The sequence below is a fragment of the Tepidiphilus margaritifer DSM 15129 genome, from assembly GCF_000425565.1.
Classification (GTDB): Bacteria; Pseudomonadota; Gammaproteobacteria; order Burkholderiales; family Rhodocyclaceae; genus Tepidiphilus; species Tepidiphilus margaritifer.
The window spans coordinates 339198-363750 of sequence record NZ_AUDR01000013.1; the positions used below are offsets into that span (position 1 = coordinate 339198).

General features: G+C 66.3%; 25 protein-coding genes. 12 read left to right on the forward strand and 13 right to left on the reverse strand.

Annotated elements, in window-relative coordinates:
* Window positions 1-3: 3 nt before the first annotated feature.
* The gene (locus H607_RS0102440; protein ID WP_028874117.1) at window positions 4-1149 is read right to left on the reverse strand and encodes a S1C family serine protease; all 1146 of its coding nucleotides are present in this window, start codon (window positions 1147-1149) and stop codon (window positions 4-6) included.
* A gap of 23 nt (window positions 1150-1172) precedes the next feature.
* On the opposite strand from H607_RS0102440, the gene H607_RS0102445 reads away from it, so the two are divergent.
* The 8 genes from H607_RS0102445 to trpE all read left to right on the forward strand — a co-directional run bounded on the left by H607_RS0102445 (window position 1173) and on the right by trpE (window position 8726).
* Window positions 1173-1919: a Nif3-like dinuclear metal center hexameric protein gene (locus H607_RS0102445; RefSeq protein WP_028874118.1), complete on the forward strand. Its 747-nt coding sequence runs from the start codon at window positions 1173-1175 to the stop codon at window positions 1917-1919.
* A gap of 175 nt (window positions 1920-2094) precedes the next feature.
* Window positions 2095-3264 (forward strand): ADP-forming succinate--CoA ligase subunit beta, encoded by a 1170-nt coding sequence (gene sucC / locus H607_RS0102450; RefSeq protein ID WP_028874119.1) that lies wholly within the window; start codon window positions 2095-2097, stop codon window positions 3262-3264.
* Window positions 3265-3290: 26 nt separating this feature from the next.
* Window positions 3291-4184 (forward strand): succinate--CoA ligase subunit alpha, encoded by an 894-nt coding sequence (gene sucD / locus H607_RS0102455; protein WP_028874120.1) that lies wholly within the window; start codon window positions 3291-3293, stop codon window positions 4182-4184.
* A 28-nt stretch (window positions 4185-4212) separates the two neighbouring features.
* Window positions 4213-5166 (forward strand): ornithine cyclodeaminase family protein, encoded by a 954-nt coding sequence (locus H607_RS0102460; protein WP_028874121.1) that lies wholly within the window; start codon window positions 4213-4215, stop codon window positions 5164-5166.
* A 9-nt stretch (window positions 5167-5175) separates the two neighbouring features.
* Entirely contained in the window at window positions 5176-5835 is a 660-nt protein-coding gene (locus H607_RS12840) for an FHA domain-containing protein (protein WP_028874122.1), read from the forward strand.
* On the forward strand, window positions 5832-6548 hold the full coding sequence (rpe, locus tag H607_RS0102470) for a ribulose-phosphate 3-epimerase (protein WP_028874123.1): 717 nt from the start codon (window positions 5832-5834) through the stop codon (window positions 6546-6548). Before H607_RS12840 ends, rpe begins: the two co-directional genes overlap by 4 nt.
* Window positions 6545-7216 (forward strand): phosphoglycolate phosphatase, encoded by a 672-nt coding sequence (gene gph / locus H607_RS11375; RefSeq protein ID WP_037989250.1) that lies wholly within the window; start codon window positions 6545-6547, stop codon window positions 7214-7216. Before rpe ends, gph begins: the two co-directional genes overlap by 4 nt.
* 19 nt (window positions 7217-7235) lie before the next feature.
* The gene (gene trpE, locus H607_RS0102480; RefSeq protein ID WP_028874124.1) at window positions 7236-8726 is read left to right on the forward strand and encodes an anthranilate synthase component I; all 1491 of its coding nucleotides are present in this window, start codon (window positions 7236-7238) and stop codon (window positions 8724-8726) included.
* 46 nt (window positions 8727-8772) lie between these two features.
* Here trpE and H607_RS0102485 read toward each other — a convergent pair whose 3' ends face one another.
* Both H607_RS0102485 and pmbA read right to left on the reverse strand, forming a co-directional pair.
* Window positions 8773-9855, reverse strand: a complete 1083-nt coding sequence (locus tag H607_RS0102485) for a TRAP transporter substrate-binding protein (RefSeq protein WP_028874125.1) — start codon at window positions 9853-9855, stop codon at window positions 8773-8775.
* A 104-nt stretch (window positions 9856-9959) separates the two neighbouring features.
* Window positions 9960-11309, reverse strand: a complete 1350-nt coding sequence (pmbA, locus tag H607_RS0102490) for a metalloprotease PmbA (protein WP_028874126.1) — start codon at window positions 11307-11309, stop codon at window positions 9960-9962.
* Window positions 11310-11380: 71 nt separating this feature from the next.
* Between pmbA and yjgA the strand changes: the two genes are divergently transcribed.
* The 3 genes from yjgA to aroG are packed head-to-tail and all read left to right on the forward strand — an operon-like array spanning window position 11381 to window position 13643.
* Window positions 11381-11947 carry a ribosome biogenesis factor YjgA gene (yjgA, locus tag H607_RS11380; RefSeq protein WP_051240575.1) on the forward strand — a complete coding sequence of 189 codons (567 nt, stop codon included), beginning with the start codon at window positions 11381-11383 and terminating at the stop codon, window positions 11945-11947.
* Window positions 11944-12534 (forward strand): molybdopterin adenylyltransferase, encoded by a 591-nt coding sequence (gene mog / locus H607_RS0102500; RefSeq protein WP_028874127.1) that lies wholly within the window; start codon window positions 11944-11946, stop codon window positions 12532-12534. The genes yjgA and mog overlap by 4 nt, the downstream gene beginning before the upstream one ends.
* Before the next feature lie 17 nt (window positions 12535-12551).
* Window positions 12552-13643 (forward strand): 3-deoxy-7-phosphoheptulonate synthase AroG, encoded by a 1092-nt coding sequence (gene aroG / locus H607_RS0102505; RefSeq protein WP_037989251.1) that lies wholly within the window; start codon window positions 12552-12554, stop codon window positions 13641-13643.
* A 4-nt stretch (window positions 13644-13647) separates the two neighbouring features.
* On the opposite strand, the gene H607_RS0102510 is transcribed toward aroG, so the two are convergent.
* The 7 genes from H607_RS0102510 to pyk form a co-directional block, all read right to left on the reverse strand.
* Window positions 13648-14532 (reverse strand): phosphoribulokinase, encoded by an 885-nt coding sequence (locus H607_RS0102510; protein ID WP_028874129.1) that lies wholly within the window; start codon window positions 14530-14532, stop codon window positions 13648-13650.
* A gap of 98 nt (window positions 14533-14630) precedes the next feature.
* Window positions 14631-14807, reverse strand: a complete 177-nt coding sequence (locus tag H607_RS13315; protein ID WP_157287441.1) for a hypothetical protein — start codon at window positions 14805-14807, stop codon at window positions 14631-14633.
* Complete coding sequence (locus H607_RS0102520; protein WP_037989253.1) at window positions 14804-15901, reverse strand: YeeE/YedE thiosulfate transporter family protein; 1098 nt, start codon at window positions 15899-15901, stop codon at window positions 14804-14806. Before H607_RS0102520 ends, H607_RS13315 begins: the two co-directional genes overlap by 4 nt.
* Window positions 15902-15909: 8 nt before the next feature.
* Window positions 15910-16869: a sulfurtransferase gene (locus H607_RS11385; RefSeq protein ID WP_037989256.1), complete on the reverse strand. Its 960-nt coding sequence runs from the start codon at window positions 16867-16869 to the stop codon at window positions 15910-15912.
* 145 nt (window positions 16870-17014) lie between these two features.
* Window positions 17015-17587, reverse strand: a complete 573-nt coding sequence (locus tag H607_RS0102530; protein ID WP_028874131.1) for a peroxidase-related enzyme — start codon at window positions 17585-17587, stop codon at window positions 17015-17017.
* Between the two features lie 50 nt (window positions 17588-17637).
* Complete coding sequence (gene fba, locus H607_RS0102535) at window positions 17638-18702, reverse strand: class II fructose-bisphosphate aldolase (protein WP_028874132.1); 1065 nt, start codon at window positions 18700-18702, stop codon at window positions 17638-17640.
* Window positions 18703-18740: 38 nt separating this feature from the next.
* Window positions 18741-20192: a pyruvate kinase gene (pyk, locus tag H607_RS0102540; protein WP_028874133.1), complete on the reverse strand. Its 1452-nt coding sequence runs from the start codon at window positions 20190-20192 to the stop codon at window positions 18741-18743.
* A 161-nt stretch (window positions 20193-20353) separates the two neighbouring features.
* Here pyk and H607_RS0102545 point away from each other — a divergent pair, with 161 nt between their 5' ends.
* Window positions 20354-20671 (forward strand): hypothetical protein, encoded by a 318-nt coding sequence (locus H607_RS0102545; protein ID WP_028874134.1) that lies wholly within the window; start codon window positions 20354-20356, stop codon window positions 20669-20671.
* Here the strand turns inward: H607_RS0102545 and hemF are convergent.
* Genes hemF through purH form a run of 3 tightly spaced genes read right to left on the reverse strand, consistent with a single transcriptional unit; the run spans window position 20655 to window position 24537 of the window.
* Entirely contained in the window at window positions 20655-21617 is a 963-nt protein-coding gene (gene hemF / locus H607_RS11390; protein ID WP_051240576.1) for an oxygen-dependent coproporphyrinogen oxidase, read from the reverse strand. The two genes, H607_RS0102545 and hemF, sit on opposite strands and share 17 nt — an antisense overlap.
* Window positions 21614-22939: a phosphoribosylamine--glycine ligase gene (purD, locus tag H607_RS0102555; protein ID WP_028874135.1), complete on the reverse strand. Its 1326-nt coding sequence runs from the start codon at window positions 22937-22939 to the stop codon at window positions 21614-21616. Before purD ends, hemF begins: the two co-directional genes overlap by 4 nt.
* Window positions 22940-22953: 14 nt before the next feature.
* Window positions 22954-24537, reverse strand: coding sequence for a bifunctional phosphoribosylaminoimidazolecarboxamide formyltransferase/IMP cyclohydrolase (purH, locus tag H607_RS0102560; RefSeq protein WP_028874136.1), 1584 nt, complete (start codon window positions 24535-24537; stop codon window positions 22954-22956).
* Window positions 24538-24553 lie beyond the last annotated feature (16 nt).

Below are 24553 nucleotides of genomic sequence, written 5' to 3' on the forward strand. Positions count from 1 at the left end.
CAGTTACGAATTTTGCCGTGGCCGCTCGCCGGCGACGAGCTCCACTTCCAACGTGCGCTGATCGCGTTCGAGCCGTAGCGTGATGGCTTTGCCCGGCGGGATCGCTGCCACCGTGTCGAGTACTTCGCGCACCGTGCGCGTCGGTTTGCCGTCGATGGCGAGAATGACGTCACCCGCCTTGAGGCCGGCCGCGGCCGCTGGAGAGTCGGGCAGCACCGCGGCCACCAGGGCGCCTTCGCGCGCCGTGACCCCCATGGCCTCGGCCAGAGCGGTTTCGAGCGGCTGCAGCTGCACCCCCACCCAGCCGCGGCGCACGTATCCGCGCGAGCGCAGCTCCTCGACCACCGGTTGTGCGATCTGCACCGGGATGGCGAAACCGATGCCGAGCGACCCGCCGGTGCGCGAGAAGATGGCCGTGTTGATGCCCACCAGCCGCCCTTGGGTGTCGATGAGCGCCCCACCCGAATTGCCGGGATTGATGGCCGCGTCGGTCTGGATGAAATTCTCGAAGGTGGAAAGACCCAGGTCGTTGCGCCCCAGCGCCGAGATGATGCCCATCGTCACCGTCTGCCCCACGCCGAAGGGATGCCCCACTGCGAGCACCACGTCGCCCACGGCGAAACTATCGGCTGGGGCGAAGGGCAGGGCCGCGAATGGGCCGGAGGACTCGAGCCGCAGGATCGCGAGGTCGCTCTCCTGGTCGCGCCCGGCCACGCGCGCCGGGATGCTGCGGCCGTCGCCAAAGCGGGTAAGGAAACGTTCGTGCCCCTCCACGACGTGGGCGTTGGTCACCAGTACGCCATCCTCGGAGACGATGACCGCCGAGCCCATGGCTTCGGGCAGCCGGGGGGAGTCTTCATCGGGCAGGGGAAGGTCGGGGTGCCCCGGCGGCAGTTGCAAGCGCCGCGGTGCGTGTTCCTCTTTGTCCGCCTCTTCCGGTTCCATGGGCTGCAGCGAGACGACGGCGGCGGCGCCGCGGGCGGCTGCGAAACGGTAGTCCTTGGCTGCCGCCGCGGCGGGCGCGTCGCGCTCGACGGTGAGGGGGGCGCCGCGGCCGAACCACCAGTGCGGCTTGAGGTGCGCCACGACGAAGCCGGCCAGTGCAACGATGGTGACGGTTTGCGCGAAAATCTGCCACAGTTTCTTCATCGATTCCCCAAGGAGCGGCGAGCATGCGATTGACGGATCTGGTGGAGGCCCTGGACGGCCTCTTGCAGCCTGCATCGTTTCGCGATTATTGCCCAAACGGGCTGCAAGTGGAAGGACGGCCGGAAGTGACGCGCGTGCTCTGCGGCGTGACGGCCAACGTCGACCTCGTCGAACGCGCGATCGCGGGCGGCTACGACGCGATCCTGGTGCATCATGGTTTCTTCTGGCGTGGCGAGGACCCTACGCTTACCGCCTGGCGGCTCCGGCGCCTGCGGCCGCTGCTCGTGCACGAGGTGAGCCTCATCGCCTATCACCTGCCGCTCGATGCGCATCCGGAAGTCGGTAACAATGCCGTTTGGGCACGGACGATGGGCTGGCGGGCCGAGGGGCGCTGCGGCAAGGAGGAGCTCGTCTGGCTCGGTCGCCCCGAAGAGCCGACGACGCTCGCCGAGCTTGCCTCGCGCCTGAACGCCGTGCTCGATCGCGCACCGCTGGTGCTGGGGGAGCCGCAACGGCGCATCGAACGGCTCGCCTGGTGTAGCGGCGCGGCGCAGGGCGAATTCGCCGCCGTGATCGACGAAGGGGTGGATGTCTATGTCACCGGCGAAGTCTCCGAGCCCTGCGTGCATCTGGCGCGTGATGCGGGGGTGGCCTTCATCGCCGCGGGGCACCATGCCACCGAGCGTTTCGGCGTACAGGCGCTCGGACGCTGGCTGGCGCAGGAGCACGGGCTCGAAGTCGACTATCATGAAATTCCGAGCCCCGTCTGAGAAATCGTGCTTCGCTGCACGGAGGTAGGGGCGATTGTCGTTATAATTACCCGTGCCAAACCAAGGGACGGGGCCGAAGCATTCGACCCCGGGAGAACGCCGTACCGCTGCGATCCGTCGCGGTGCGACCGATCAACCTCATGCCCGATCGGGCGTGGAAAAACGAAGGGTGAACATGAAAATCCATGAATACCAAGCCAAGGAAGTCCTGAGGAAGTTCGGCATCCGCACGCCCAAGGGCGGGCCGGCGTTTTCGGTGGAGGAAGCGCTGGAAGTGGCCAAGTCGCTCGGCGGCCCCGTGTGGGTGGTGAAGGCGCAGATCCACGCCGGCGGGCGCGGCAAGGGCGGCGGCGTCAAGCTCGCGCGTTCGCTCGACGAAGTGCGCCAGCACGCTTCGGCCATCCTCGGCATGCGCCTGGTCACCCACCAGACCGGTCCCGAAGGCCAGATCGTCAAGCGCCTGCTCATCGAAGAAGGCGCCGACATCAAACACGAATACTACGTCTCGATCCTCACCGACCGCGCCACGCAGAAAGTCGCGGTGCTCGCCTCCAGCGAGGGCGGCATGGAGATCGAGGAAGTCGCGGCCAAGACCCCGGAAAAAATCCTCAAGGCCTTCATTGATCCCATCGTCGGTTTCCCCGATGAAGAGGCCGAGCGGCTCGCGCGCGGCATCGGCATTCCCGATGCCTCCGTGCCGGCGGCCGTCGATACCTTGAAGAAGCTCTACACCTGCTACATGGAGACCGACGCCACGCTCGCCGAGATCAACCCGCTCATCCTCGAGGGCGACGGCGGCATCAAGGCGCTGGATGCGAAGTTCAATTTCGACGACAACGCGCTCTTTCGTCACCCCGAGATCGTGGCTTACCGCGACCTCGACGAAGAAGATCCCGACGAGGTGGAAGCCTCCAAGTATGGGCTTTCCTACATCGCGCTCGATGGCAACATCGGTTGCCTGGTCAATGGCGCGGGCCTGGCTATGGCTACGATGGACACGATCAAGCTCTTCGGCGGCGAACCGGCCAACTTCCTCGACGTTGGCGGCGGCGCCACGACCGAAAAAGTCACCGCGGCCTTCAAGATCATGCTGCGCAATCCCAAGGTGAAAGGGATTCTGGTCAACATCTTCGGCGGCATCATGCGCTGCGACACCATCGCCAACGGCGTGGTGGCCGCTGCACGCGAAGTGCAGTTGAACGTGCCGCTCGTGGTGCGCATGAAGGGCACGAACGAGGACATCGGCAAGAAGATCCTCGCCGAATCCGGTCTGCCCATCATCTCTGCCGAAACGATGGCCGAAGCGGCGCAGAAGATCGTCGCTGCCGTCTCCGCCATCCATTGACCGAACCGCCGCCAAGGAATCCACCCATGTCGATCCTCATCAACAAAGATACGAAAGTCATCACCCAGGGTATCACCGGCAAAACCGCCCAGTTTCATACCGAGAAGTGCCTCGAGTACGCCAATGGCCGCAACTGTTTCGTGGCGGGCGTCAACCCCAAGAAGGCCGGCGAAAAGATCTTCGACATTCCCATCTTCGCCTCGGTGAAAGAGGCGAAAGAGGCCACCGGTGCCACTGTGTCGGTCATCTACGTGCCGCCGGCCGGGGCGGCCGACGCCATCTGGGAGGCGGTCGAGGCCGACCTCGATCTCGTCATCTGCATCACCGAGGGTATCCCGGTGCGTGACATGCTCATCGTGCGCAACAAGATGAAGCACAAGGTCGCCGCCGGCGGCAAGGAGACCCTGCTGCTGGGGCCCAACTGTCCCGGCATCATCACGCCCGACGAACTCAAGATCGGCATCATGCCCGGTCACATCCACAAGAAAGGACGCATCGGCGTGGTGTCGCGCTCCGGTACGCTCACCTACGAAGCGGTGGCGCAGCTCACCGAGTTGGGTCTGGGGCAGTCGAGCGCGGTGGGTATCGGTGGCGACCCGATCAACGGGCTCAAGCACCTCGACGTGATGAAGATGTTCAACGACGATCCCGACACCGACGCCGTCATCATGATCGGCGAGATCGGTGGTACCGACGAAGTCGACGCGGCCATGTGGTGCAAGGAGCATTTCAAGAAACCGGTCGTGGGATTCATCGCCGGGGTTACCGCCCCGCCGGGCAAGCGCATGGGGCATGCCGGTGCGATCATCTCCACGGGCGCCGAGACGGCCGAGGCCAAGCTCGAGATCATGGAAGCGTGCGGCTTCAAAGTCACGCGCAACCCGTCCGAAATGGGCAAGCTGATGAAGAGCCTGCTCTGATCCCATCCCTGGCGCCGAGGAGGCGAGCGTGGCCATTTATCTGCAGGAAGAAGAAGTCGCCGGGCTGCTCGACATGCCCTCCGTGATGGCCGCCGTCGAGGCGGTGATGGCGGCGCACGCCAGGGGCGAGGTGGTGGATTACCCCCGACAGCGCGTGCGCCTGCCCACCTCGATGACGCACATGCTGCAAGGCGCGGTGCCGGACAAGCGGCTCACCGGCTTCAAGGTCTATACCTCCTCGGGCGGCCGCGCCCGCTTCTGGGTGCACGTCTTCGACAGCGACACGGGCGAGCCCGTGGCCGTGCTGGAAGCCGACACGCTGGGCATGATGCGAACCGGCGCGGCTGGCGGCGTGGCGGCGAAATACCTCGCTCGGCCCGATGCGAAGATCGCCGCCATCGTCGGCGCCGGCTGGCAGGCCCAGGGGCAGGCGCTGGCGCTTGCCGAAGCACTGCCGATCGAGACCTTCCGTGTCGCCGCGCGTACCCCCGAGCACGTGCGCGCCTTCTGCGAGACCATGGTGCAACGTACCGGGCGGAAGTTCGTGCCGGCCGAGTCCATCGAGGCGGCGGTGCGTGGCGCCGACGTCGTCGTCACCGTCACCACCTCGCCCAAGCCGGTGCTCGAGGCCGAGTGGCTCGAAGAGGGGGTTCATGTCACCGCCGCCGGTTCGAACAGCCTCGCGCGCCAAGAGCTGCCGGAAAAGGCCGTGCTGCGCGCCGACCTTATCTGCGTCGATAGCCGCGAAGTGGCCGTGCGCGAGGCGGGCGACCTGCTGCCGGCGCTGGAGAAAGGCCGCACCCGCCCGGGGCTATGGGCGGAGCTGGGCGAGGTGATCGCCGGTATGCGCCCCGGACGCAGGGACGGGCGCCAGATCACCCTCTTCGAATCGCAGGGCATGGCGGTGCAGGATCTCGCCGTGGCGGCCCTGATGCTCGAACGCGCGCGTGAGCGCGGGCTGGGTCGTCCCTTGCCCTACTGAGGAAACGCCATGGGGGTTGCGACTGATTCCGATCCCGCCCCTGCCGCAGGGGCGGGGCACTTGCGGGTCATCCATCACGGCAGCGAGCTCGTGCGCGTCGATCTTCCTGACCGCGAGTTCTTCATCGGCCGCAAACCCGGCAACGATCTGCGCATCGATAGCCTGGCGGTGAGCGGGCAGCATGCCCGCCTGCAGCCCTTGGGCAGTGAGCTCCTTCTCGAGGATTTGGGGAGTCGCAACGGCACCTGGGTCGAGGGCAAGAAGATCCAGCAATGCCGCCTCAAACCTGGCGAGGTGTTTCGCATCGCCCGTTACCATTTTCTCTACGGTGCTTCCCGCCTCGAGCACACCCCTCCCTGGCCTTGCGTCGGCCAAGGCGTGTCATCGCGCCAGGGGCTCGTCCCGCAGCTGCGGATGGGGACGAACAACGGTCAGACCCGCACGATTCCGCTCGTGCGCGAGGTGACCCGTCTGGGGAAGGCCGGCCACACCGTCATTGCCCTCATCGATCAGGGCTGGCGGGTGCTGCTGCGTCACGAAAGCGGAGCGCCACCCAAGATCAACGGCGTTTTCCCCAACGCACCCCTCGTGCCGCTGCACGACCGTGATCGCGTGGTCATCGATACCGTCGAATTCGTCTTCCTCTACGCACCTCCTCCCGCCTCATGAAACCCCCGTCTTTTTTGATCGCCCCCAGCCTCTTGTCGGCCGATTTCGCCCGTCTCGGTGAAGAAGTGCGCGACGTGATCGCCGCCGGGGCCGACTGGATCCATTTCGACGTAATGGACAACCACTACGTCCCCAATCTCACGATGGGACCGATGGTGTGCCGTGCGATCAAGCCGTACGCCACCGTGCCGATCGACGTGCATCTGATGGTAAAACCGGTCGATGCACTGGTGCCTCTGTTCGCCGAGGCCGGGGCGGATCTCATCTCCTTCCATCCCGAGGCGTCCGAGCACGTCGACCGTACCCTCGAGCTCATCCGCTCCTGTGGCTGCCGCGCGGGGCTCGTGTTCAATCCGGCCACCCCGCTCGTCTGGCTCGAACACGTGCTCGATCGGCTCGATTTCGTCCTGCTTATGAGCGTCAACCCCGGTTTCGGCGGCCAGCGTTTCATTCCGCATACCTTGAAAAAAATCGCCGCTGCGCGTACGATGCTGGATCGTTACACCGAGGAGAGCGGTCGCCGCTTGCTCTTGGAAGTCGACGGCGGCGTGAATCTCGACAACATCGCCGACGTGGCAGCGGCGGGGGCAGATGTCTTCGTCGCCGGTTCGGCGGTGTTCGGCGCCGCTCGGACCGACGACCCACATCGTTACGACTCCATCATCTCAGGGATGAGGACTCGGTTGCAAACCGTGGAAAGGAAAAAAGGATGAGTGCCAAGCCGATCTCGGCGGAAGCCTTGCTGTTCGATCTGGACGGAACGCTGGTCGATACCTTGCCCGACCTCGCCGAGGCCGCGGCGCGCACCTTGAGCGACCTCGGTCTGCCAGTTTCCTCTCCCCGGGAGATCCGCCACTGGGTAGGCGATGGTATTGCCGAGCTCGTGCGCCGCTTCATGGCTGCCAACGGCCGCACCGACCCGGCGGAGGTGGCCGAGGCGACGGCCCGTTTCAAAGCGCACTATGCCGAGGTCAACGGGATGGCGAGCCGCCCCTACGAAGGCGTGCCGGAGACGCTCGCCGAGCTCTCCTGTCGCGGCCTGGTGATGGGCTGCGTGACCAACAAGGACTGGGAATTCACTTTGCCGTTGCTCGAAGCGCTCGACCTCGCACCGTTCTTCGACGTGGTCGTTGCCGGCGACACACTGCCGGTGAAGAAACCCGACCCGGCCATGGTGCTGCACGCCTGCGAACACCTCAACCGTCCGGCCGAACGGGCGCTGCTCATCGGCGATTCGGCCATCGATGCCCAGGCGGGACAGGGGGCGGGGGTGGCGGTGGCGCTCGTCACCTATGGCTACGGCGATCCGGAATCTTTACGTCGTCTGCCAGCCGCCGTCTTTCTCGATCGCTTTCCCGAGCTGCTAAACTACCTGGCTTGAGTCCTTCCAGGGCGAAGCCATGCAGGAATCCGAATTCGACGCCCTCGCGGCGCAGGGCTACAACCGCATCCCGGTCACGCTCACCACTTTTTGCGATCTCGACACGCCGCTCTCACTCTATCTCAAACTCGCCGACGGACCGTGGAGCTACCTGCTCGAATCGGTGCAAGGCGGCGAGCGCTTCGGGCGCTACTCCATGATCGGGCTCTCCAGCCCCGTGCGCCTCGAAGTCTACGGCCGCAGCGCCTTGCTGCTGCACGGCAACCGGCTCGTGGAGCGGCGCGACTACGGCGATCCGCTCACCTTCATCGGCGAATACCTCGACCGCATCAAGGTGCCGCCGCGCGCCGGGCTACCGCGTTTCCTCGGCGGGCTCGTGGGCTACTTCGGCTACGACACGGTGCGCTACATCGAGCCGCGGCTCGCCGGTATCGAGAAGCCCGACCCGATCGGTACGCCCGACATTCTGCTGCTCGTCTCCGAAGAGCTCGCCATCGTCGACAACCTCACCGGCAAGCTCACGCTGGTGGTCTATGCCGAGCCCGAGGTGCCGAGCGCCTGGCGCCGCGCCAAGAAACGTCTGCAGGAACTGCTCGAACGCTTGCGCGCGCCGGTGCGTATCCCCGTCTCGCGCCCCTTTCCCCCCAGCGAGCCGGCGTCGGCCTTCGGCGAGGAAGCTTTCAAAGCGGCCGTGGAGCGGATCAAGCGCTACATCGTCGAGGGCGACGTCATGCAGGTGGTGCTGTCGCAGCGCATGAGCAAGCCCTTTCGCGCCGATCCGCTCACGCTCTACCGCGCCATCCGTTCGCTCAATCCTTCGCCTTATCTCTTCTATTTCGATTTCGAGGAGTTCCATGTCGTGGGCGCTTCGCCCGAGATCCTCGTGCGACTCGAAGACGAAGGCACGGCGCGCAAGGTGATCGTGCGACCCATCGCCGGGACCCGCCCGCGCGGCGCTACCCCAGCCGAAGATCAGGCGCTCGAGCGCGAGCTCCTCGCCGATGAGAAAGAGCGCGCCGAGCACGTGCAGCTGCTCGATCTGGGGCGCAACGACGTCGGACGCGTGGCGAGAATCGGTTCGGTGAAAGTGACCGAGTCGTTCGCCATCGAGCGTTATTCCCACGTGATGCACATCGTCTCGCAGGTCGAGGGAGAACTCGGAGAGCAGGAAACGCCCTTGTCGGTGCTGCGCGCCGCCTTCCCCGCCGGGACGGTGAGCGGCGCACCCAAAGTACGGGCGATGGAGATCATCGACGAGCTCGAGCCCGTGAAGCGCGGCATCTACGCCGGGGCGGTGGGCTACATCGGCTTTCATGGGGAAATGGATCTGGCGATCGCCATCCGCACCGCCGTCATCAAGGACGAGACCATCCACGTGCAGGCGGGTGCGGGCATCGTCGCCGATTCCAATCCCGAGGCCGAATGGCAGGAGACGCGCAACAAGGCGCGCGCCATGCTCAAGGCCGCCGAGATGGCCGAAGCGGGGTTGGACGAACCGCCCCCCCAATGAAGAACGGCCCCGCGGGGCCGTCCTTTCCGCCAAAAAACAGGCCGACTCAGAGCTTGATGCTCGTCATGTACTGGTCGTAGCTCATTTCCGAGAGCCGGAACCAGGAATACTCGTCGCGCAGGAATTTCTCGTAGTGCGCGTAGATCTTCTTCCAGTCCGGGTTGGTGTCGTTGAGCTCGGCGAAGAGCTCGTTGCGGGCCTTGAACGAGGCATCCATCATGTCTTTGGGGAAGCGGTTGATCTTCGCCCCTTCGGCCACGAGCTTGCGGACCGCTTCCGGGTTGCGCGCATCGTACTTGGCGAGCATGCGAGTGTGCGCGTCGCTCGCGGCGACGCGGATGAGCTCTTGATAGCGCTTCGGCAGTCCGTCGTAGGCTTTCTTGTTGACGTAGAGCGACAGCTGGGCGCCACCTTCCCACCATGCAGGGTAATAGCCGTAGGGCGCCACCTTGTGGAACCCGAGTTTGTAATCGTCATAGACGGTGGTCCATTCCACCGCATCGATCGTGCCTTTTTCCAGTGCTTGGTAGAGTTCGCCCCCGGGGATGGCCTGAGGCACGGCGCCGAGCTTGGTGAGCACGCGGCCGGCGAGGTTGCTGATGCGGATCTTCAGCCCTTTCATGTCCTCGACCGATTTGATTTCCTTGCGATACCAGCCGCCCCACTGCGCGCCGGTGTTGCCCAGAGGGAAGTTGACGATGTCGTAGCGGGCGAAGAGCTCGCGCATCAGCTGCAGACCGCCAGCGTCGTACATCCAGGCGTTGATCATGCGGGCGTTGAGACCGAAGGGGATGGCGCAGTCGAAGGCAAGCGCGTCGTTCTTGCCGACGTAGTAGTACGAGGCGGAGTGCGCCATCTCGACCGTGCCCTGTTGCACCGCGTCGAACACGCCGAAAGGCGGCACCAATTCACCACCGGCGAAGACGTCGATCTGGAATTTCCCTTCGGAGAGCTCGTTGATGGCTTTGCTCAGCTCTTCGGATGCGCCGTAGATGGTGTCGAGTGACTTGGGGAAGCTCGAGGCGAGACGCCAGCGGATGTTCTGCTGCGCCATCACGATGGCCGGAGCGGTGCCGCTGGCGAGGATGCCCGCGATCCCTGCGCCTTGGAGGAACTTGCGTCGTTGCATGGTGGGTCTCCCTTTGTGTGGTTGAAGAATGGACGGCGCGCCGAGGCGCTGCTTCGATGGTAGCGTAAAAGGGAAGGCTCGCGGATGGCGTGAATGCGCGGGTTTCAGTCGCCGGCCACCTGCATCGCGTCGATCAGGGTGGAGCCGATGCGGTAGCGGTGGCAGGGACGCGTATCGTCGGCCACGCCACGAATCGCAGCGAACATCTCGAGCAGGTTACCGGCGATGGTGATCTCGCTCACCGGGTGGACGATTTCACCGCCCTCCACCCAGAAACCGGCCGCTCCGCGGGAATAGTCGCCGGTGACGGGATTGACGCCGTGCCCCATGAGTTCGGTGACGAGCAGCCCCCGCCCCATCTCGCGCAGCAGCGCCTCGCGACCGTCGTGCGTGGGGGGCACGAGCAGGTTGTGTGCACCGCCGGCGTTACCGGTGCTTGGCAGGCCCAGTTTGCGCCCGGAGTAGGTGGAGAGGAACCAGCCCTGCAGGACGCCTTCGGCCACCACCGTGCGGCGCGCCGTGGCCACGCCCTCGTCGTCGAAAGGCGCCGAACCGGGGGCTTTGGGGATGAAAGGATCTTCGAGCACCGTGACGAGGGGGGAGAAAACGCGCTCGCCCAATTTGCCGAGCAGGAAGGAAGCCTTGCGGTAGAGGGCGCCGCCGCTCGCGGCATGGACGAAGTGGGACAGCAGACTGCCCGAAACGGTGTGGTCGAACACGACAGGGTAAGTTCCGGTGGGGATGCGTCGTGCGCCCAGGCGAGCGATCGCGCGCCGTCCGGCGCTGCGTCCGATCGTCTCGGCCGGTTCGAGGTCGAGCGGATCGCGCCGCCAGTCCCACCAATGGTCGCGCTCCATATTTCCTGCTTCGTCTTGCGCGATGACGCTACAGGAGAGGGAGTGGGCCGTGGTCGGGTAGCCGGCGAGAAAACCGAGCGAATTGGCGAGCACGAACTGCTGCGCCTGGGTCGAGACCGTGGCGCCTTCGGAATTGGCGATGCGGGCATCCACCGCCAACGCAGCCGCTTCGCAGGCGCGGGCGAGTTCGATCGCCGCCTCGGCCTCCAGCGCCCAGGGATGGAAGAGCGATAGATCGGGAAGGGTGTGCGGGTCGGCCAAGCGCTGGGCTTCGGGCAAACCCGCAGCCTCGTCTTCGGCGGTGAGCCGGGCGATGGCCACGGCGGCGGCGACGGTGCGCTCGATCGCCTCGGGGTTCAGGTCGCTCGAGCTGGCATGCCCTTGGCGTTGGCCGACATAGACCGTGACGCTCAACCCCTTGTCACGATGGTATTCGAGCGTCTCGAGCGCGCCGCGGCGCACCGTGACCGACAGACCTCGGCCTTCGGAGAGGCTGACTTCGGCCGCGTCGGCGCCGAGCGTGCGTGCCTGGGCGAGCGCCGCCTCGGCGATACGCGACAGTTCATCGCGGGGATAGGCAAATTCGACCGCTGGCATTCCGGGCTCTCCTGAGGGACTGGCTTATAATTCTATCCTTCCCTGACCGTAATCCCGAGCAATCCTTGCCGATGACCTCCTCCCTGCCGCCGTCCCGCCCCGAAGCTCCGCCCTCGAAGACGAGGCGAAAGAAAGCGATGCTCGCCTTGCAGGATCTGGGCGAGCGGCTCACGGCCCTGTCGCGCGAGCGTCTGGCGCGGCTCGATCTGCCTGAATCCCTGCTCGCGGCCATTCTGGAAGCCAAGCGGCTGGAAGGCAAGCACGAGGCGCGGCGGCGGCAGATGCAGTACGTCGGCCGCCTCATGCGCGACGTCGATGCGGCGGCGATCGCTGCTCGTCTGGCGGTGCTCGAAGGCGATTCGCCGCAGGCCAAAGCGCGTCGGGCGCAGTTGGAGCGGCTGCGCGAGCGTTTCCTCGAAGACGAACGCGTGCTGGGCGAGATTCTCTCCTGGGCGCCGCAAGCCGACGTGCAGCACCTGCGTGCTCTGCGACGCAAGGCGCTGGAATCGCGGGATAAAGGGGAGCCTCCGGGTGAGGCCTATCGGGCGCTCTATCGCGAGTTGAAGGCATTGCTCGAAGCCCATGAGGAAGATTCGCCCGGGAGTTCGGTCGAAGAAGAAGGAGGAGGAGAGGAATGAAGGCGGAGGCGGTGATCGGGCTCGTGTCGGTGAGCGATCGGGCAAGTCAGGGAATCTACCAGGATCGTGGTCTGCCGGCGCTGGAGGCATGGCTTTCCCGGGCGCTCGTTTCGCCCTGGCGCGCGGAGAAGCGCCTGATTCCCGACGAGCGGCCCGTGATCGAGCGCACCTTGATCGAACTGGCCGACGAGCTCGGCTGCTGCCTCGTCTTCACCACCGGCGGGACGGGTCCGGCCCCGCGCGACGTCACGCCCGAGGCGACGCTCGCCGTGGGTGAGAAGGAGCTGCCCGGCTTTGGCGAAGAGATGCGGCGCATCGGCCTGCGTTTCGTCCCCACCGCCATCCTGTCGCGCCAGGTGGCGGTGATCCGCGGTCGCACCCTGATCGTGAACCTTCCGGGGCAGCCGAAGTCCATTCAGGAAACCCTGGAGGGGCTGCGCGATGCCGACGGCAAGGTGATCCACGCCGGCATCTTCGCGGCGATTCCCTACGCGATCGATCTCATCGGCGGGCCCTATCTGGAAACGGATCCCGCGGTCGTCGCAGCGTTTCGCCCCAAGAGCGCCGTCAAACCCTCTCAGGGATGAGCCAACGAGGAAAGCCTATGAACACCGTCAAAGCCCATACCCGTTTGCACGTCGACGACGTGCGCATCAAGGAGATCAAGGAGCTCGTGCCACCAGCGCACGTGTTGCGCGAGTTTCCCGCCACGCCGGCCTCGGCCGAGACCACCTTCCTCGCGCGCCAGGCGATCCATCGCATCCTCTACGGCGCCGACGACCGGCTGCTCGCGATCGTCGGGCCGTGCTCCATCCACGATCCGGAAGCGGCGCTGGAGTACGCCCGCCGGCTCAAGGAACAGGCTGACCGGCTGCGCGGCGAGCTGCTGGTGGTGATGCGGGTCTACTTCGAGAAACCGCGCACGACGGTGGGCTGGAAAGGACTCATCAACGATCCCTACCTGGACGACTCCTACCGCATCAACGACGGCATTCGCCTCGCCCGTCGATTGTTGTGGGAGATCACCGAGATGGGGCTGCCGGCCGCCACCGAGTTCCTCGACATGATCACGCCGCAGTACATCGCCGACCTCATCGCCTGGGGCGCGATCGGGGCGCGTACCACCGAGAGCCAGGTGCACCGCGAGCTCGCTTCGGGCCTCTCCTGCCCGGTCGGGTTCAAGAACGGCACCGACGGCAACGTGCGCATCGCCATCGACGCCATCAAGGCGGCCCAGGCGCCGCACCATTTCCTGTCGGTGACCAAGGCCGGGCACTCGGCCATCGTCAGCACTTCGGGCAACGAAGACTGCCACGTCATTTTGCGCGGCGGCAAGGAGCCCAATTACGATGCGAACAGCGTCGAGGCGGCCTGCCGCGACCTGGCCGCGGCCGGCATCCCGGCCAAGGTGATGATCGACTGCTCGCACGGCAACAGCCGCAAGCAGTTCAAGCGGCAACTCGAAGTGGTCGAAGCGGTGGCCGAGCAGCTCGCCGGCGGCGAGGATCGCATCATCGGCGTGATGATCGAGTCGCATCTGAAGGAAGGGCGGCAGGATCTGGTGCCGGGAAAGCCGCTCGAATACGGCAAGAGCATTACGGACGCCTGCATCGGCTGGGAAGATACGGTTGCGGCGCTCGATCGCCTCGCCGAGGCGGTGACCGCGCGGCGAGTGGCGCTGGCGCAGCGCGCCTGAGCGCTTAGAGCACCCCCATCACCCGCTGGCGCCGCTCCATCAGGCGCCAGACGAAAGGGGTGAAGATGAGCTGCATGGCCAGGTCCATCTTGCCCCCGGGGATCACCAGCGTGTTCGCGCGGCTCATGAAGGAGTCGGCGATCATGTTGAGCAGGTAGGGAAAGTCGATGCCGCGCGGGTTGGCGAAGCGGATCACCACCAGGCTCTCGTCGGCGGTGGGCACGTCGCGGGCGATGAAGGGGTTGGAGGTGTCGACCACCGGGATGCGTTGGAAATTGACGTGAGTGCGGCTGAACTGCGGGCAGATGTAGCGCACGTAGTCGGGCATGCGGCGCAGGATGGTGTCGGTGACGGCCTCGGTGGAATAGCCGCGCTCGCTGCGGTCGCGCCACAGTTTCTGAATCCATTCCAGATTGATGATGGGCACCACGCCGATCAAGAGATCCACGAAGCGCGCCATGTCGTGCGTCTCGGTGACGAGCCCGCCGTGCAACCCTTCGTAGAAGAGGAGATCGGTGTTCTCCGGTAACGGCTCCCACGGCGTGAAGGTGCCGGGCTCCCCGCCGTATTTCGCCGCTTCCTCGATGGTGTGCAGGTAGTGGCGCGTGCGCCCGGTGCCGCTCTCGGAATAGGAGCGAAAGAGGTTTTCCAGCTCGTCGAGCAGGTTCGCCTCGGGGCCGAAGTGGCTGAAGTGTGGATTGCCGCGGGCGGTTTCCTCGGCGATGCGCCGGTGCATTTCGGCGCGGTCGAAGGCATGGAAGGCATCGCCCTCGACGATGGCGGCATTGACCCCTTCACGCTCGAAGATGCGCGCGAAAGTGCGGGTGATGGTGCTCGTGCCTGCGCCGGAAGAGCCGGTGACCGCGATGATCGGGTGTTTGATCGACATGGCAGCCCCTGCGTATCGACCCTGCAGTATAGCGCCATTTTTTGCCGCATGGACCTCGCCGATTCCGTTCGTTCCGCTGGTGGTGCCAGCGGGCGGGTTCAGCGCCCGGAGCAGTGACCGCCGCCGGGAGCCTGGCCGCTTCCCAGGGCGATGGGGGGCGGTTCGGGCCGGTAGACGCGGCTGCTGAAGGCATCAAGCAGGATCAGGACGGTAAAGCCGAGCCAGAAGAGCGCCGTGAAGCGGCGGAACCGGCGCAGACGGAGGTTCGTGTTCATGCGAAGACCGCTCCTTGGGGAACGTCGATCCGCCGGCGCAGGCGCACGCCCACCATCGAGCCGAGAAAAGCCATGGCGAACCACACCCAGCCGTGCAGGCTGGCCGAGGTGATACCGCCCAGCAAGGCGCCGACGTTGCAGCCGAATGCCATTCGGGAAGAATAACCCAGCACCAGGCCGGCCGCGGCGGCCACCAGCAGGCGGCGTGCCGAAGGCAGGTTGGTGGTCACGGGGCCGTGCCAGCGCGAGGCGGCATAGGCGCCGTAGAGCAACCCGAAGTTGGTCACCGAGGTGACGTCATAGACGATGGGTTCGGCCAGGCGCGCCGCGTGCGGGGCCACGCCCCAGAAGGGGTCGGCAGCCGGATTCCAGCCCAGCGCCGCGAAGGCCTTGGCGCCCCACAACCCCACGCCGTAGACGATGCCCCAGGGTTGACCGGCCACGATCAGGTGCAGCGCCGCCAGGAGCGCCAGCAGCACGGCGCCGATCACCCAGCGCCGCGGCCAGGGACCGGCGGCGCGCGCCTGCGGCAGGGTGAGGAGCGCCACCAGGGCGCAGCCGCTCAGCGTGAGGGCGAGCGCCAGCGGCCAGCCGTAGCGCAGCAGATCGACGGGCGGCAGCCCGCCGAGGGCGACCCAGGCCGGCTGATGCGAGGCGCCAAGGAAGCTGCCGAGCACGAAAGTGGGCAACACCACCACCGAGAGCGGCGACCCGGCGCCCGCCTTGTAGAGCGTGCCGGAGCCGCAGCCGTCGGTGAGCTGCATCGCCGCGCCGAAGAGGAAGGCGCCGAGCACGAGGCTGAAGGTGAGCGGGGCCACTGCGCCGACCAGTTCGCCGGAATGCTGTGCCAGCAGGGGCAGCATGAGACTGGAGGCGAGTGCGAGCAGAAGCAGCTGCGCCCACAGCCCGTGCGGATTGCGCCGCTCGAGGTACTCGCGCCAGCCGGTGGTGAAACCGAAACGGCAGCCCTGCAGCACGGCACCGAAACCGAGCCCGAGCAGCGTGAGCAACCCCTGGCGCAGGCCGGCGAGCAGCGTCACGGCGAACACGAGCGCGAGCGCGCCGGCGATGAGGAGGAGACGGCGGATCGGCATGATAGGCCTCATTGGTCGAACCAGCGCTTGGCTTCGCGCGCAAGCGCCTGCAGGCGGGAGGGTTCGTGGTCCATCGGCAGGTCGCGCCGGCTCCAGGCGACTACCGATTCGGGGTAGAGCAGCACGTTTTCCCTGCCCAAGAGCTCCGAGAGGACGAACCAGTCGATGGCGGCCCAATGCCCCGTGTTGCAGAAGGTCACCGTCGGTTTGCCCGCGGGCGGCACTTCGCGCCCGACGAGGGTGCGCAGCTCCTCGACCGGCTTGAGGGTCCGGCCGTCGGCGTTGAAAAAGTGCGCGTAGGACAAGGACGTGGCGCCGGGCAGCGTCCCGTAACGAGCGGCGGCGCCGTGGCGTTCGTCGCCGCGGAAGAAGGGCTCGGGTCGAGCATCGACGAGCACGGGAGGATGTGGGCTTCGCACCTGGGCGGCCAAATCTTCGGTGGAGAGGGCGTAGCGGCGATCGTAATGGAAGGTGAAGGTACTCGGCCGCGGCAGGACGGCGGCGCTCTCCAACGCTCCACCCTGTTCTTTCCAGCCGAGCGTGCCGCCGTCGAGCACCGACAGGCGGGTGAGCCCGCCCACCTTGAGCGTCCAGTAGACGCGCGCGGCAGCGCCGAAGTCGGTGGCGTCCTTGCCCGCATGGGCAACGATCACATGGACGTCGTGGTCGATGCCAGCGCGGCGCAGCGCCTCGGTGAGCGTCTGCTCGGAAGGCAGGGCCCCAGGGTTGTCGGCCGGGCCGCGGAAGACGCCATAGGGGATGTTGACCGCGCCGGGGATGTGGCCAGCGGCGTAGTCCGCGGCGGGGCGGATGTCGAGCACGCGCACGCTGGGGTCGCGCAGCAGCGGTGCGAGCTCGTCCGGCGTGAGCAGCGGCCGCACAGGCTGGGTCTGGGCGGCAGCGCAGGCGGCGAATGCCAGCAGGAACATCGCCAAGACGGAGCGAAACGAGGTAAGAGGAAAACGCATCGAAACCACCTCAACGGGCAATTTGTGGGTCGAGGTGGTCGATGATAGGAGAGCTTGCCCTCGGTGCCAAGGGAGCGGGAAGGGTTTGTTTATAAACCTCGGCTATAAGTGGCGCAGCCTAGAATGGCGTGCGCCCGTGCCTCGTTCAGACCCGTCCCATGGCGTAGAACTCGTCGTTGGGCCGCAGGGCGCTCATGTTGGCGATGCGGTTGCTCATGCCGTAGAAAGCAGCGATGGCGCCGATGTCCCAGATGTCGTCGAGCGTGAAACCGTGGGCGCGCAGGGCGGCAAAGTCTTCGTCGCTGACTTCGGCCGAGCGCAGCGCCACTTTCATGGCGTAGTCGAGCATGGCGCGCTGGCGCGGGGTGATCTCGGCGCGGCGGTAATTGACGGCGAGCTGATCCGACAGGCGTGGATTCTTGCTGCGGATGCGCACGATGGCCCCGTGGGCGATCACGCAGTAGAGGCAGTCGTTGGCCGCCGAGGTGGCCACCACGATCATCTCGCGCTCGGCCTTGGTGAGCCCGGTGTTCTTCTCCATGAGCGCGTCGTGATAGGCGAAGAAGGCGCGGAATTCCTCGGGCCGGTGCGCGAGGGCGAGGAAGACGTTGGGGATGAATCCGGTCTTCTCCTGCACCGCGAGGATGCGGGTGCGGATGTCTTCGGGCAGCTCGTCGAGCCGGGCGACGGGGAAGCGGCTGATGCGGTCTTCATTCATGGACGTCTCCTCCTTGGATGGAAAAAGCCCGCACACGGCGGGCTCGGGAATCAGCGTACTTGCTGCGCGAGTTCGCCCGAGCGGTAGCGCTCGGCCATCTTTTCGAGCGGAATCGGCTTGATCTTGCTTGCCATGCCGGCACAGCCAAACGCCTCGTAGCGCGACTTGCACAGGGCCTTGGCCGCGGCGCGCGCCGGTTTGAGGTATTCGCGAGGGTCGAACTTGTCGGGCGATTCGGCGAAGAAGCGGCGGATCGCGCCGGTCATCGCCAGACGGATGTCGGTGTCGATGTTGATCTTGCGCACGCCGTAGCGGATGGCGGTCTGGATCTCCTCGACGGGCACGCCGTAGGTTTCTTTCATGTCGCCGCCGTAGCGCCGGATTTCTTCGAGCAGCTCCTGCGGCACGCTGGAGGAGCCGTGCATGACGAGGTGGGTGTTGGGCAGCCGGGCGTGGATTTCCTTGACGCGCTCGATGGCCAGGATGTCGCCGGTGGGCTTGCGCGAGAATTTGTAGGCGCCGTGGCTGGTGCCGATGGCGATCGCCAGGGCGTCGCACTGCGTGGCGCGCACGAAGTCGGCGGCCTGCTCGGGGTCGGTGAGCAGCATCGAGTGCGCGAGCGTGCCGGCCGCGCCGATGCCGTCTTCTTCGCCTGCCTTGCCGGTTTCGAGCGAGCCCAGACAGCCGAGCTCGGCTTCGACCGTCACGCCGATGTAGTGGGCGAATCGCACCACTTCCTGGGTGACGGCCACGTTGTACTCGTAGGAGGAGGGCGTCTTGCCGTCTTCCAGCAGAGAGCCGTCCATCATCACGCTGGTGAAACCAGAGCGGATGGCGGTCATGCACACGGCCGGGGTCTGGCCGTGATCCTGGTGCATCACGACCGGCAGATGGGGGTAGGATTCGACCGCGGCGAGCAGCAGGTGGCGCAGGAAGGGTTCGCCGGCATACTTGCGCGCACCGGCCGAGGCTTGCATGATCACGGGGCTGTCGGTCTCGGCCGCGGCCTCCATGATCGCCTGCACTTGTTCGAGGTTGTTTACGTTGAAGGCGGGAATGCCGTAGCCGTGTTCGGCGGCGTGATCGAGCAGCTGGCGCATCGAGACGAGGGGCATGGGACGTTTCTCCTTGAAGCGGATCGTTCGGGCGGATTCTACACCGGCGGAACGGCGGCCCGCAGGGTCTGGCCGACGCGCACGATCTTGAGGGTGTTGGTGCCGCCGGGCACGCCGATGGGTTCGCCGATGGTGAGCGCGATGAGATCGTCGTAGGCGACGATGCCGCGCTCGAGCAGGATCTTCTCCGCCTCCCATAGCATTTCGTCACGGTCCTGGTGGACTTGCGACACGAGGATGGGCGTGACCTGCCGAAAGAGCGTCATGTGGTTGCGCGTGTGCTCGTCGGGGGTGAGGGCGAAGATGGGCACGCCGCTGTTGATCCGGCTCATCCACAGGGCGGTGGCGCCGGTCTGGGTCATGGCGGCGATCGCCTTGACGCGCAGGTGCCAGCCGGTCCAGATCGCCGACATGGCGATCGCTTCGTCGATGCGAGTGAAGACCCGATCGAGCAGCTCGCGATCGAGCGAGCTCTCCTGGGAGCGTTCGGCTTCGAGGCAGACGCGGTGCATGGCTTCTACCGTCTCGACCGGATAACGGCCGCTGGCGGTCTCGGCCGAGAGCATGACTGCGTCGGTGCCGTCGAGCACGGCGTTGGCCACGTCCGAGACCTCGGCGCGCGTGGGCACCGGGCTCTCGATCATCGATTCCATCATCTGCGTGGCGGTGATGGCGAGCCGGTTGTGCTCGCGCGCGAGCCGCAGCATCTTTTTCTGTAGCGCCGGTACCGTGGCATCGCCCACTTCGACGGCGAGATCGCCGCGTGCGACCATGATGCCGTCGCTTGCCTGCAGGATTTCCTCGAGGTTTTGCACTGCCTCGATGCGTTCGATCTTGGCGATGATGAGTGCGTGCCCGCCGGCGGCGCGCATGAGCTGGCGGGCCATGTAGATGTCGGCGGCGTTCTTGGGGAAGGACACGGCGAGGAAATCGACGTCGAGTTCGGCGGCGAGACGGATGTCTTCCATGTCCTTGGCGGTGAGCGCCGGGGCCGAGAGGCCGCCGCCCTGCCGGTTGATGCCTTTGTGATCGGAGAGCACGCCGCCCACGAGCACCGTGGTATGGATGCGATCGCCGGCGACGTAATCGACCTGCAGCCGGATTTTTCCGTCGTCGAGCAGCAGCACGTCGCCGGGGCGGACGTCACGCGGCAGATCGGGGTAGTCGAGCCCGACGCGGGTTTCGTCGCCCACGGGGCAGTGGACGTCGAGCACGAATTTCTGCCCGCGCTCGAGCGTGATTTTTCCGTGGGCGAATTTGCCGATGCGGATCTTGGGCCCCTGCAGATCGCCGAGTAGCCCCACGGGCCTTTCCCGTTCGAGGGCGAGCTCGCGCACCAGACGGGCGCGGGCACGATGCTCGTCGGGGCTGCCGTGGGAGAAGTTGAGCCGGGCGACGTCGAGCCCGGCATCGATCATGCGGCCGAGCACCTCAAGGCTGGAGCTCGCCGGCCCGAGCGTGGCGACGATCTTGGTGTGGCGTAGCGACATGGGGGCTCCGAATGGACGGGGCAAAGGCATTTGCATCCGTTCATTGTAGCAAGAAGGCGCTTTGCCGCCGTATCCCTGGCGAAACACCTTTTTACCCCTGGCGAGCGCTCGTGACGCTATCCTGCAGTCAGGAAAAAGACAGCTTGGTCGGAGGAAGGATCATGAATACGAAGAAGAAGGTTGCCGCTTTGGGATTGCTGGCTTTGTTGGGGAGTTCGGCGGTATGGGCCGGGGGGCCGTGGCACGATGCATATCGGGGACGGTATGAACCGGACTACCGCGCCCATTTCGATCGCGGCCATCACTACGGCTGGGACCGGCATTGGGATCGCCGCCCGGTGACGGTGGTGCGCGAGCGCACTGTGATCTATCGCGACTGGGCGCCGCCGCCGCGGGTGGTGGAGTATCGCTATGCGCGGCCGTACTACGAACCGGGCGTGACGATCGACGTCTCGCCGATCTTCATTCCGTTCCGGTGAGGGGCGTTTCGGCCGAGCGCTCGGCCCAATCGCGCGGCTCGAGTACCTCGTAGAGCGCCGCCTCGGGGCTGCCGGGCTCGGGGTGCCAGTCGTAGCGCCAGCGCGCGAGCGGCGGCAGCGACATGAGTATGGCCTCGGTGCGCCCGCCGCTTTGCAAGCCGAAATGGGTGCCGCGATCCCACACGAGGTTGAATTCCACGTAGCGACCGCGGCGGTAGGCTTGGAAGTCGCGCTCGTGCTCGCCATAAGGGTGGGTGAGCCGTCGCTCGAGGATGGGGAGATAGGCCGGCAGGAAGGCGTCTCCCACGGCTTGGGTGAGTCGCCAGGCCGATTCGAAGGGGATGGTGCCGTCGGCACCCAGATCGTCGAAGAAGAGGCCGCCCACGCCGCGCGGCTCGTTGCGGTGTTTCAGGTAGAAGTACTCGTCGCACCAGCGTTTGTAGTGCCAGTACTGCGTTTCGTCGAAGCCCGCGCCCAGCACCGCGTCGCGGCAGGTGCGGTGAAAGTGGATGATGTCTTCGACGAAGGGGTAGTAGGGCGTGAGATCCATGCCGCCGCCAAACCACCACACGGGCGGCAGCCCTTCGGCGGTGGCGACGAAGGCGCGCACGTTGAGGTGTACGGTGGGGCAGTAGGGATTGCGCGGGTGCAGCACGAGCGATACGCCCAGCGCCTCGAAGGCACGCCCCGTGAGTTCCGGTCGCAGTGCGCTCGCCGAAGGCGGCAGGCTCGCGCCGCGCACGTGGGAGAAATTGACGCCGCCGCGCTCGAGCACTGGGCCGTCTTCGGTGATGCAGCTCACCCCGTCGCCGGTGAGCGCTTCGCCCTGTGGCCGTTCCCAGCGTTCTTCGCGAAACGGGCGGCCGTCGATTCTGGCAAGCACCGCCACGATGCGCGCCTGCAGCGCGAGGAAATGATCCCGGATCGCGGCGGTGTCGGGCGTCATGGGTGGTGGCGGTTGAGCGCCCGGTGGCCGATGTCGTGGCGCATCTGTTTGCCGGCGAACTCGATGCGGTCGGCCACGGTATAGGCGCGAGCGATCGCCTCGCGCAGTGTCTCACCGAGTGCGGTGACGCACAGCACCCGTCCGCCATTGGTGACGATCTGTCCTTCGCGCTCGGCGGTGCCGGCGTGAAAGACGAGCACCGGTTCCTTGGGTTCGAGGGGGGTGCATTCCTCGGGTAGCCCCGTGATGACGTCGCCTTTGCGCGGGGATTCCGGATAGCCGGCGGCAGCGAGTACCACGCCCACGGCCGGGCGACGGTCCCATTGCGCTTCGACTTCGAGCAGGGAGCCGGCAAGCGCCGCTTCGATGAGATCGAGGAGGTCGGTCTTGAGGCGCACGAGCAGCGGCTGCGCCTCGGGGTCGCCCAGGCGGCAGTTGAATTCAACCACCCGCGGTTCGCCTTGCGGCGAGATCATGAGTCCTGCATAGAGGAATCCGACGTAGGGCGTGCCTTCGGCGGCCATGCCGGCGAGGGTGGGCTGGATGATCTCACGCATGACTCGGGCGTGCACGTCGGGGGTGACCACCGGCGCGGGGCTGTAGGCGCCCATGCCGCCGGTGTTGGGGCCATGGTCGCCGTCGAGCAGGCGCTTGTGGTCCTGGCTGGTTGCCAAGGCCAAGGCGTTGCGCCCGTCGGCAATGACGATGAAGCTCGCCTCTTCGCCCTCCATGAATTCCTCGATGACGACCCGTGCGCCGGCATCTCCCATGGCGTTGGCCACGAGCATGCGGTCGATCGCCTCGTGCGCCTCGGCAAGGGTCTGCGCCACTACCACCCCTTTGCCGGCGGCGAGCCCGTCAGCCTTGACGACGATGGGGGCTCCTTTGGCCTCGACCCAGGCGTGGGCCTGCGCAGCGTCGGCGAAGGTCTGGTATTCTGCCGTGGGAATCCCGTGGCGTTGCATGAAACGCTTGGCGAAATCCTTGCTTGCTTCGAGCCGGGCGGCAGCCTGGGTCGGGCCGAAGATCGCAAGCCCGGCTTCGCGGAAGGCATCGACGATACCGGCGGCAAGCGGTGCCTCCGGCCCGACGACGGTGAGATCGACGTGTTCTTGGCGGGCGGCGTCGAGCCATTGCTCGATCGTGCTCGCCGGTACGTTGCGGCATTTCTCCGTGCGGGCGGTGCCGGGGTTGCCCGGGGCGACGAGGACGTGCTGCACGCGCGGCGATTGGGCGAGCTTCCAGGCGAGCGCGTGTTCGCGCCCGCCGCTGCCGATGACCATCACGGTGAGTCCGTGTTTCTTCATGAGGGGTTCGCTCATTCTTCTGCAGATGCTCAGTGACGGAAATGGCGGATGCCGGTGAAGACCATGGCCAGGCCATGCTCGTCGGCTGCGGCGATCACCTCTTCGTCGCGCACCGACCCGCCGGGCTGGATGACGGCGGTGGCGCCGGCTTCGGCGAGTACGTCGAGCCCATCTCTGAAGGGGAAGAAGGCGTCGGAAGCGACCACGCTGCCGCGCACCTCCAGACCGGCGTTGCGCGCCTTGATCACGGCGATGCGCGAGGAGTCGACCCGGCTCATTTGACCCGCGCCGATGCCGACGGTGCGCCGTTCCTTGCCATAGACGATGGCGTTCGACTTGACGTACTTGGCCACGCGCCACACGAAGAGGAGATCGCGCATTTCTTCGGGTGTGGGCAGGCGGCGGGTGACGACGCGCAGCTGGTCCGGATCGAAGGAGACGGCATCCGGCGTTTGCACCAGGAGCCCTCCGCCGATGCGCTTGTATTCCCATTGGGCGGGATCGGCGCCCAGCGGGCAGCGCAGCACGCGCACGTTCTTCTTCGCCGCGAGCACTTCGAGCGCCTCCGGGGTGTAACCCGGCGCGATGAGCACTTCGAGGAACTGCGAGGAGACGGCCTGCGCCGCTGCCTTGTCGACGGGCACGTTGAAGGCGATGATGCCGCCGAAGGCGGAGGTGGGGTCGGTGGCAAATGCTCGCAGGTAGGCTTCGAGCGGGTTTTCTCCGAGCGCGACGCCGCAGGGATTGGCATGCTTGACGATGACGCAGGCGGAGCCGTCGGCATCCGCGGCGAAACTCTTGACGCATTCCCAGGCGGCGTCGGCGTCGGCGAGGTTGTTGTAGGAGAGCTCCTTGCCTTGGAGCTGTTGCGCTTGGGCGATGCCGCCCACGGTCGCCTTCGGGTCGCGATAGAAAGCTGCACCCTGGTGGGGGTTTTCGCCGTAGCGCAGGTCTTGCACCTTGTCGAAGGCCGGCTGGAAGGCGGCGGGAAATGGGCTCGTCTCACCTTCCGGGGTACGGGCGGTGAGGTAGTGCGAGATGGCGGCGTCGTAGCGCGCCGTGTGCGTGAAGGCTTTGGCGGCGAGCCGATAGCGGGTGGCGTAGCTCACGCGGCCACCATTGGCGTGCATCTCGTCGAGCAGCGGCGCATAGTCGGCCGGGTCGGTGAGCACGGCCACGCCTCCTTGCTCGTTGCCGTAATTCTTGGCCGCGGCGCGTACCATGGCCGGACCGCCGATGTCGATGTTCTCGATCGCCTCTTCGAGCGTACAGCCCGGACGCGCCACGGTCTGCTCGAAGGGGTAGAGGTTGACGGCTACGACGTCGATGAGGGGGATGCCGTGGGCGGCGAGTGCGGCCAGATGGGCTTCGTCGTCGCGCCGCGCGAGGATGCCGCCGTGTACGCGGGGGTGCAGGGTCTTGACGCGGCCATCGAGCATCTCGGGAAATCCCGTGTGTTCGGCCACGTCGGTGACGTTCAACCCGGCTTCACGCAGCACCTGGGCCGTACCGCCGGTGGAGAGCAGCCGCAGGCCCAGCCGTTCGAGTCCTCGGGCGAATTCGACGATCCCGGTCTTGTCCGAGACGCTGAGGAGTGCGTATCTTTCCGTCATGATGATTTCCGTGCGT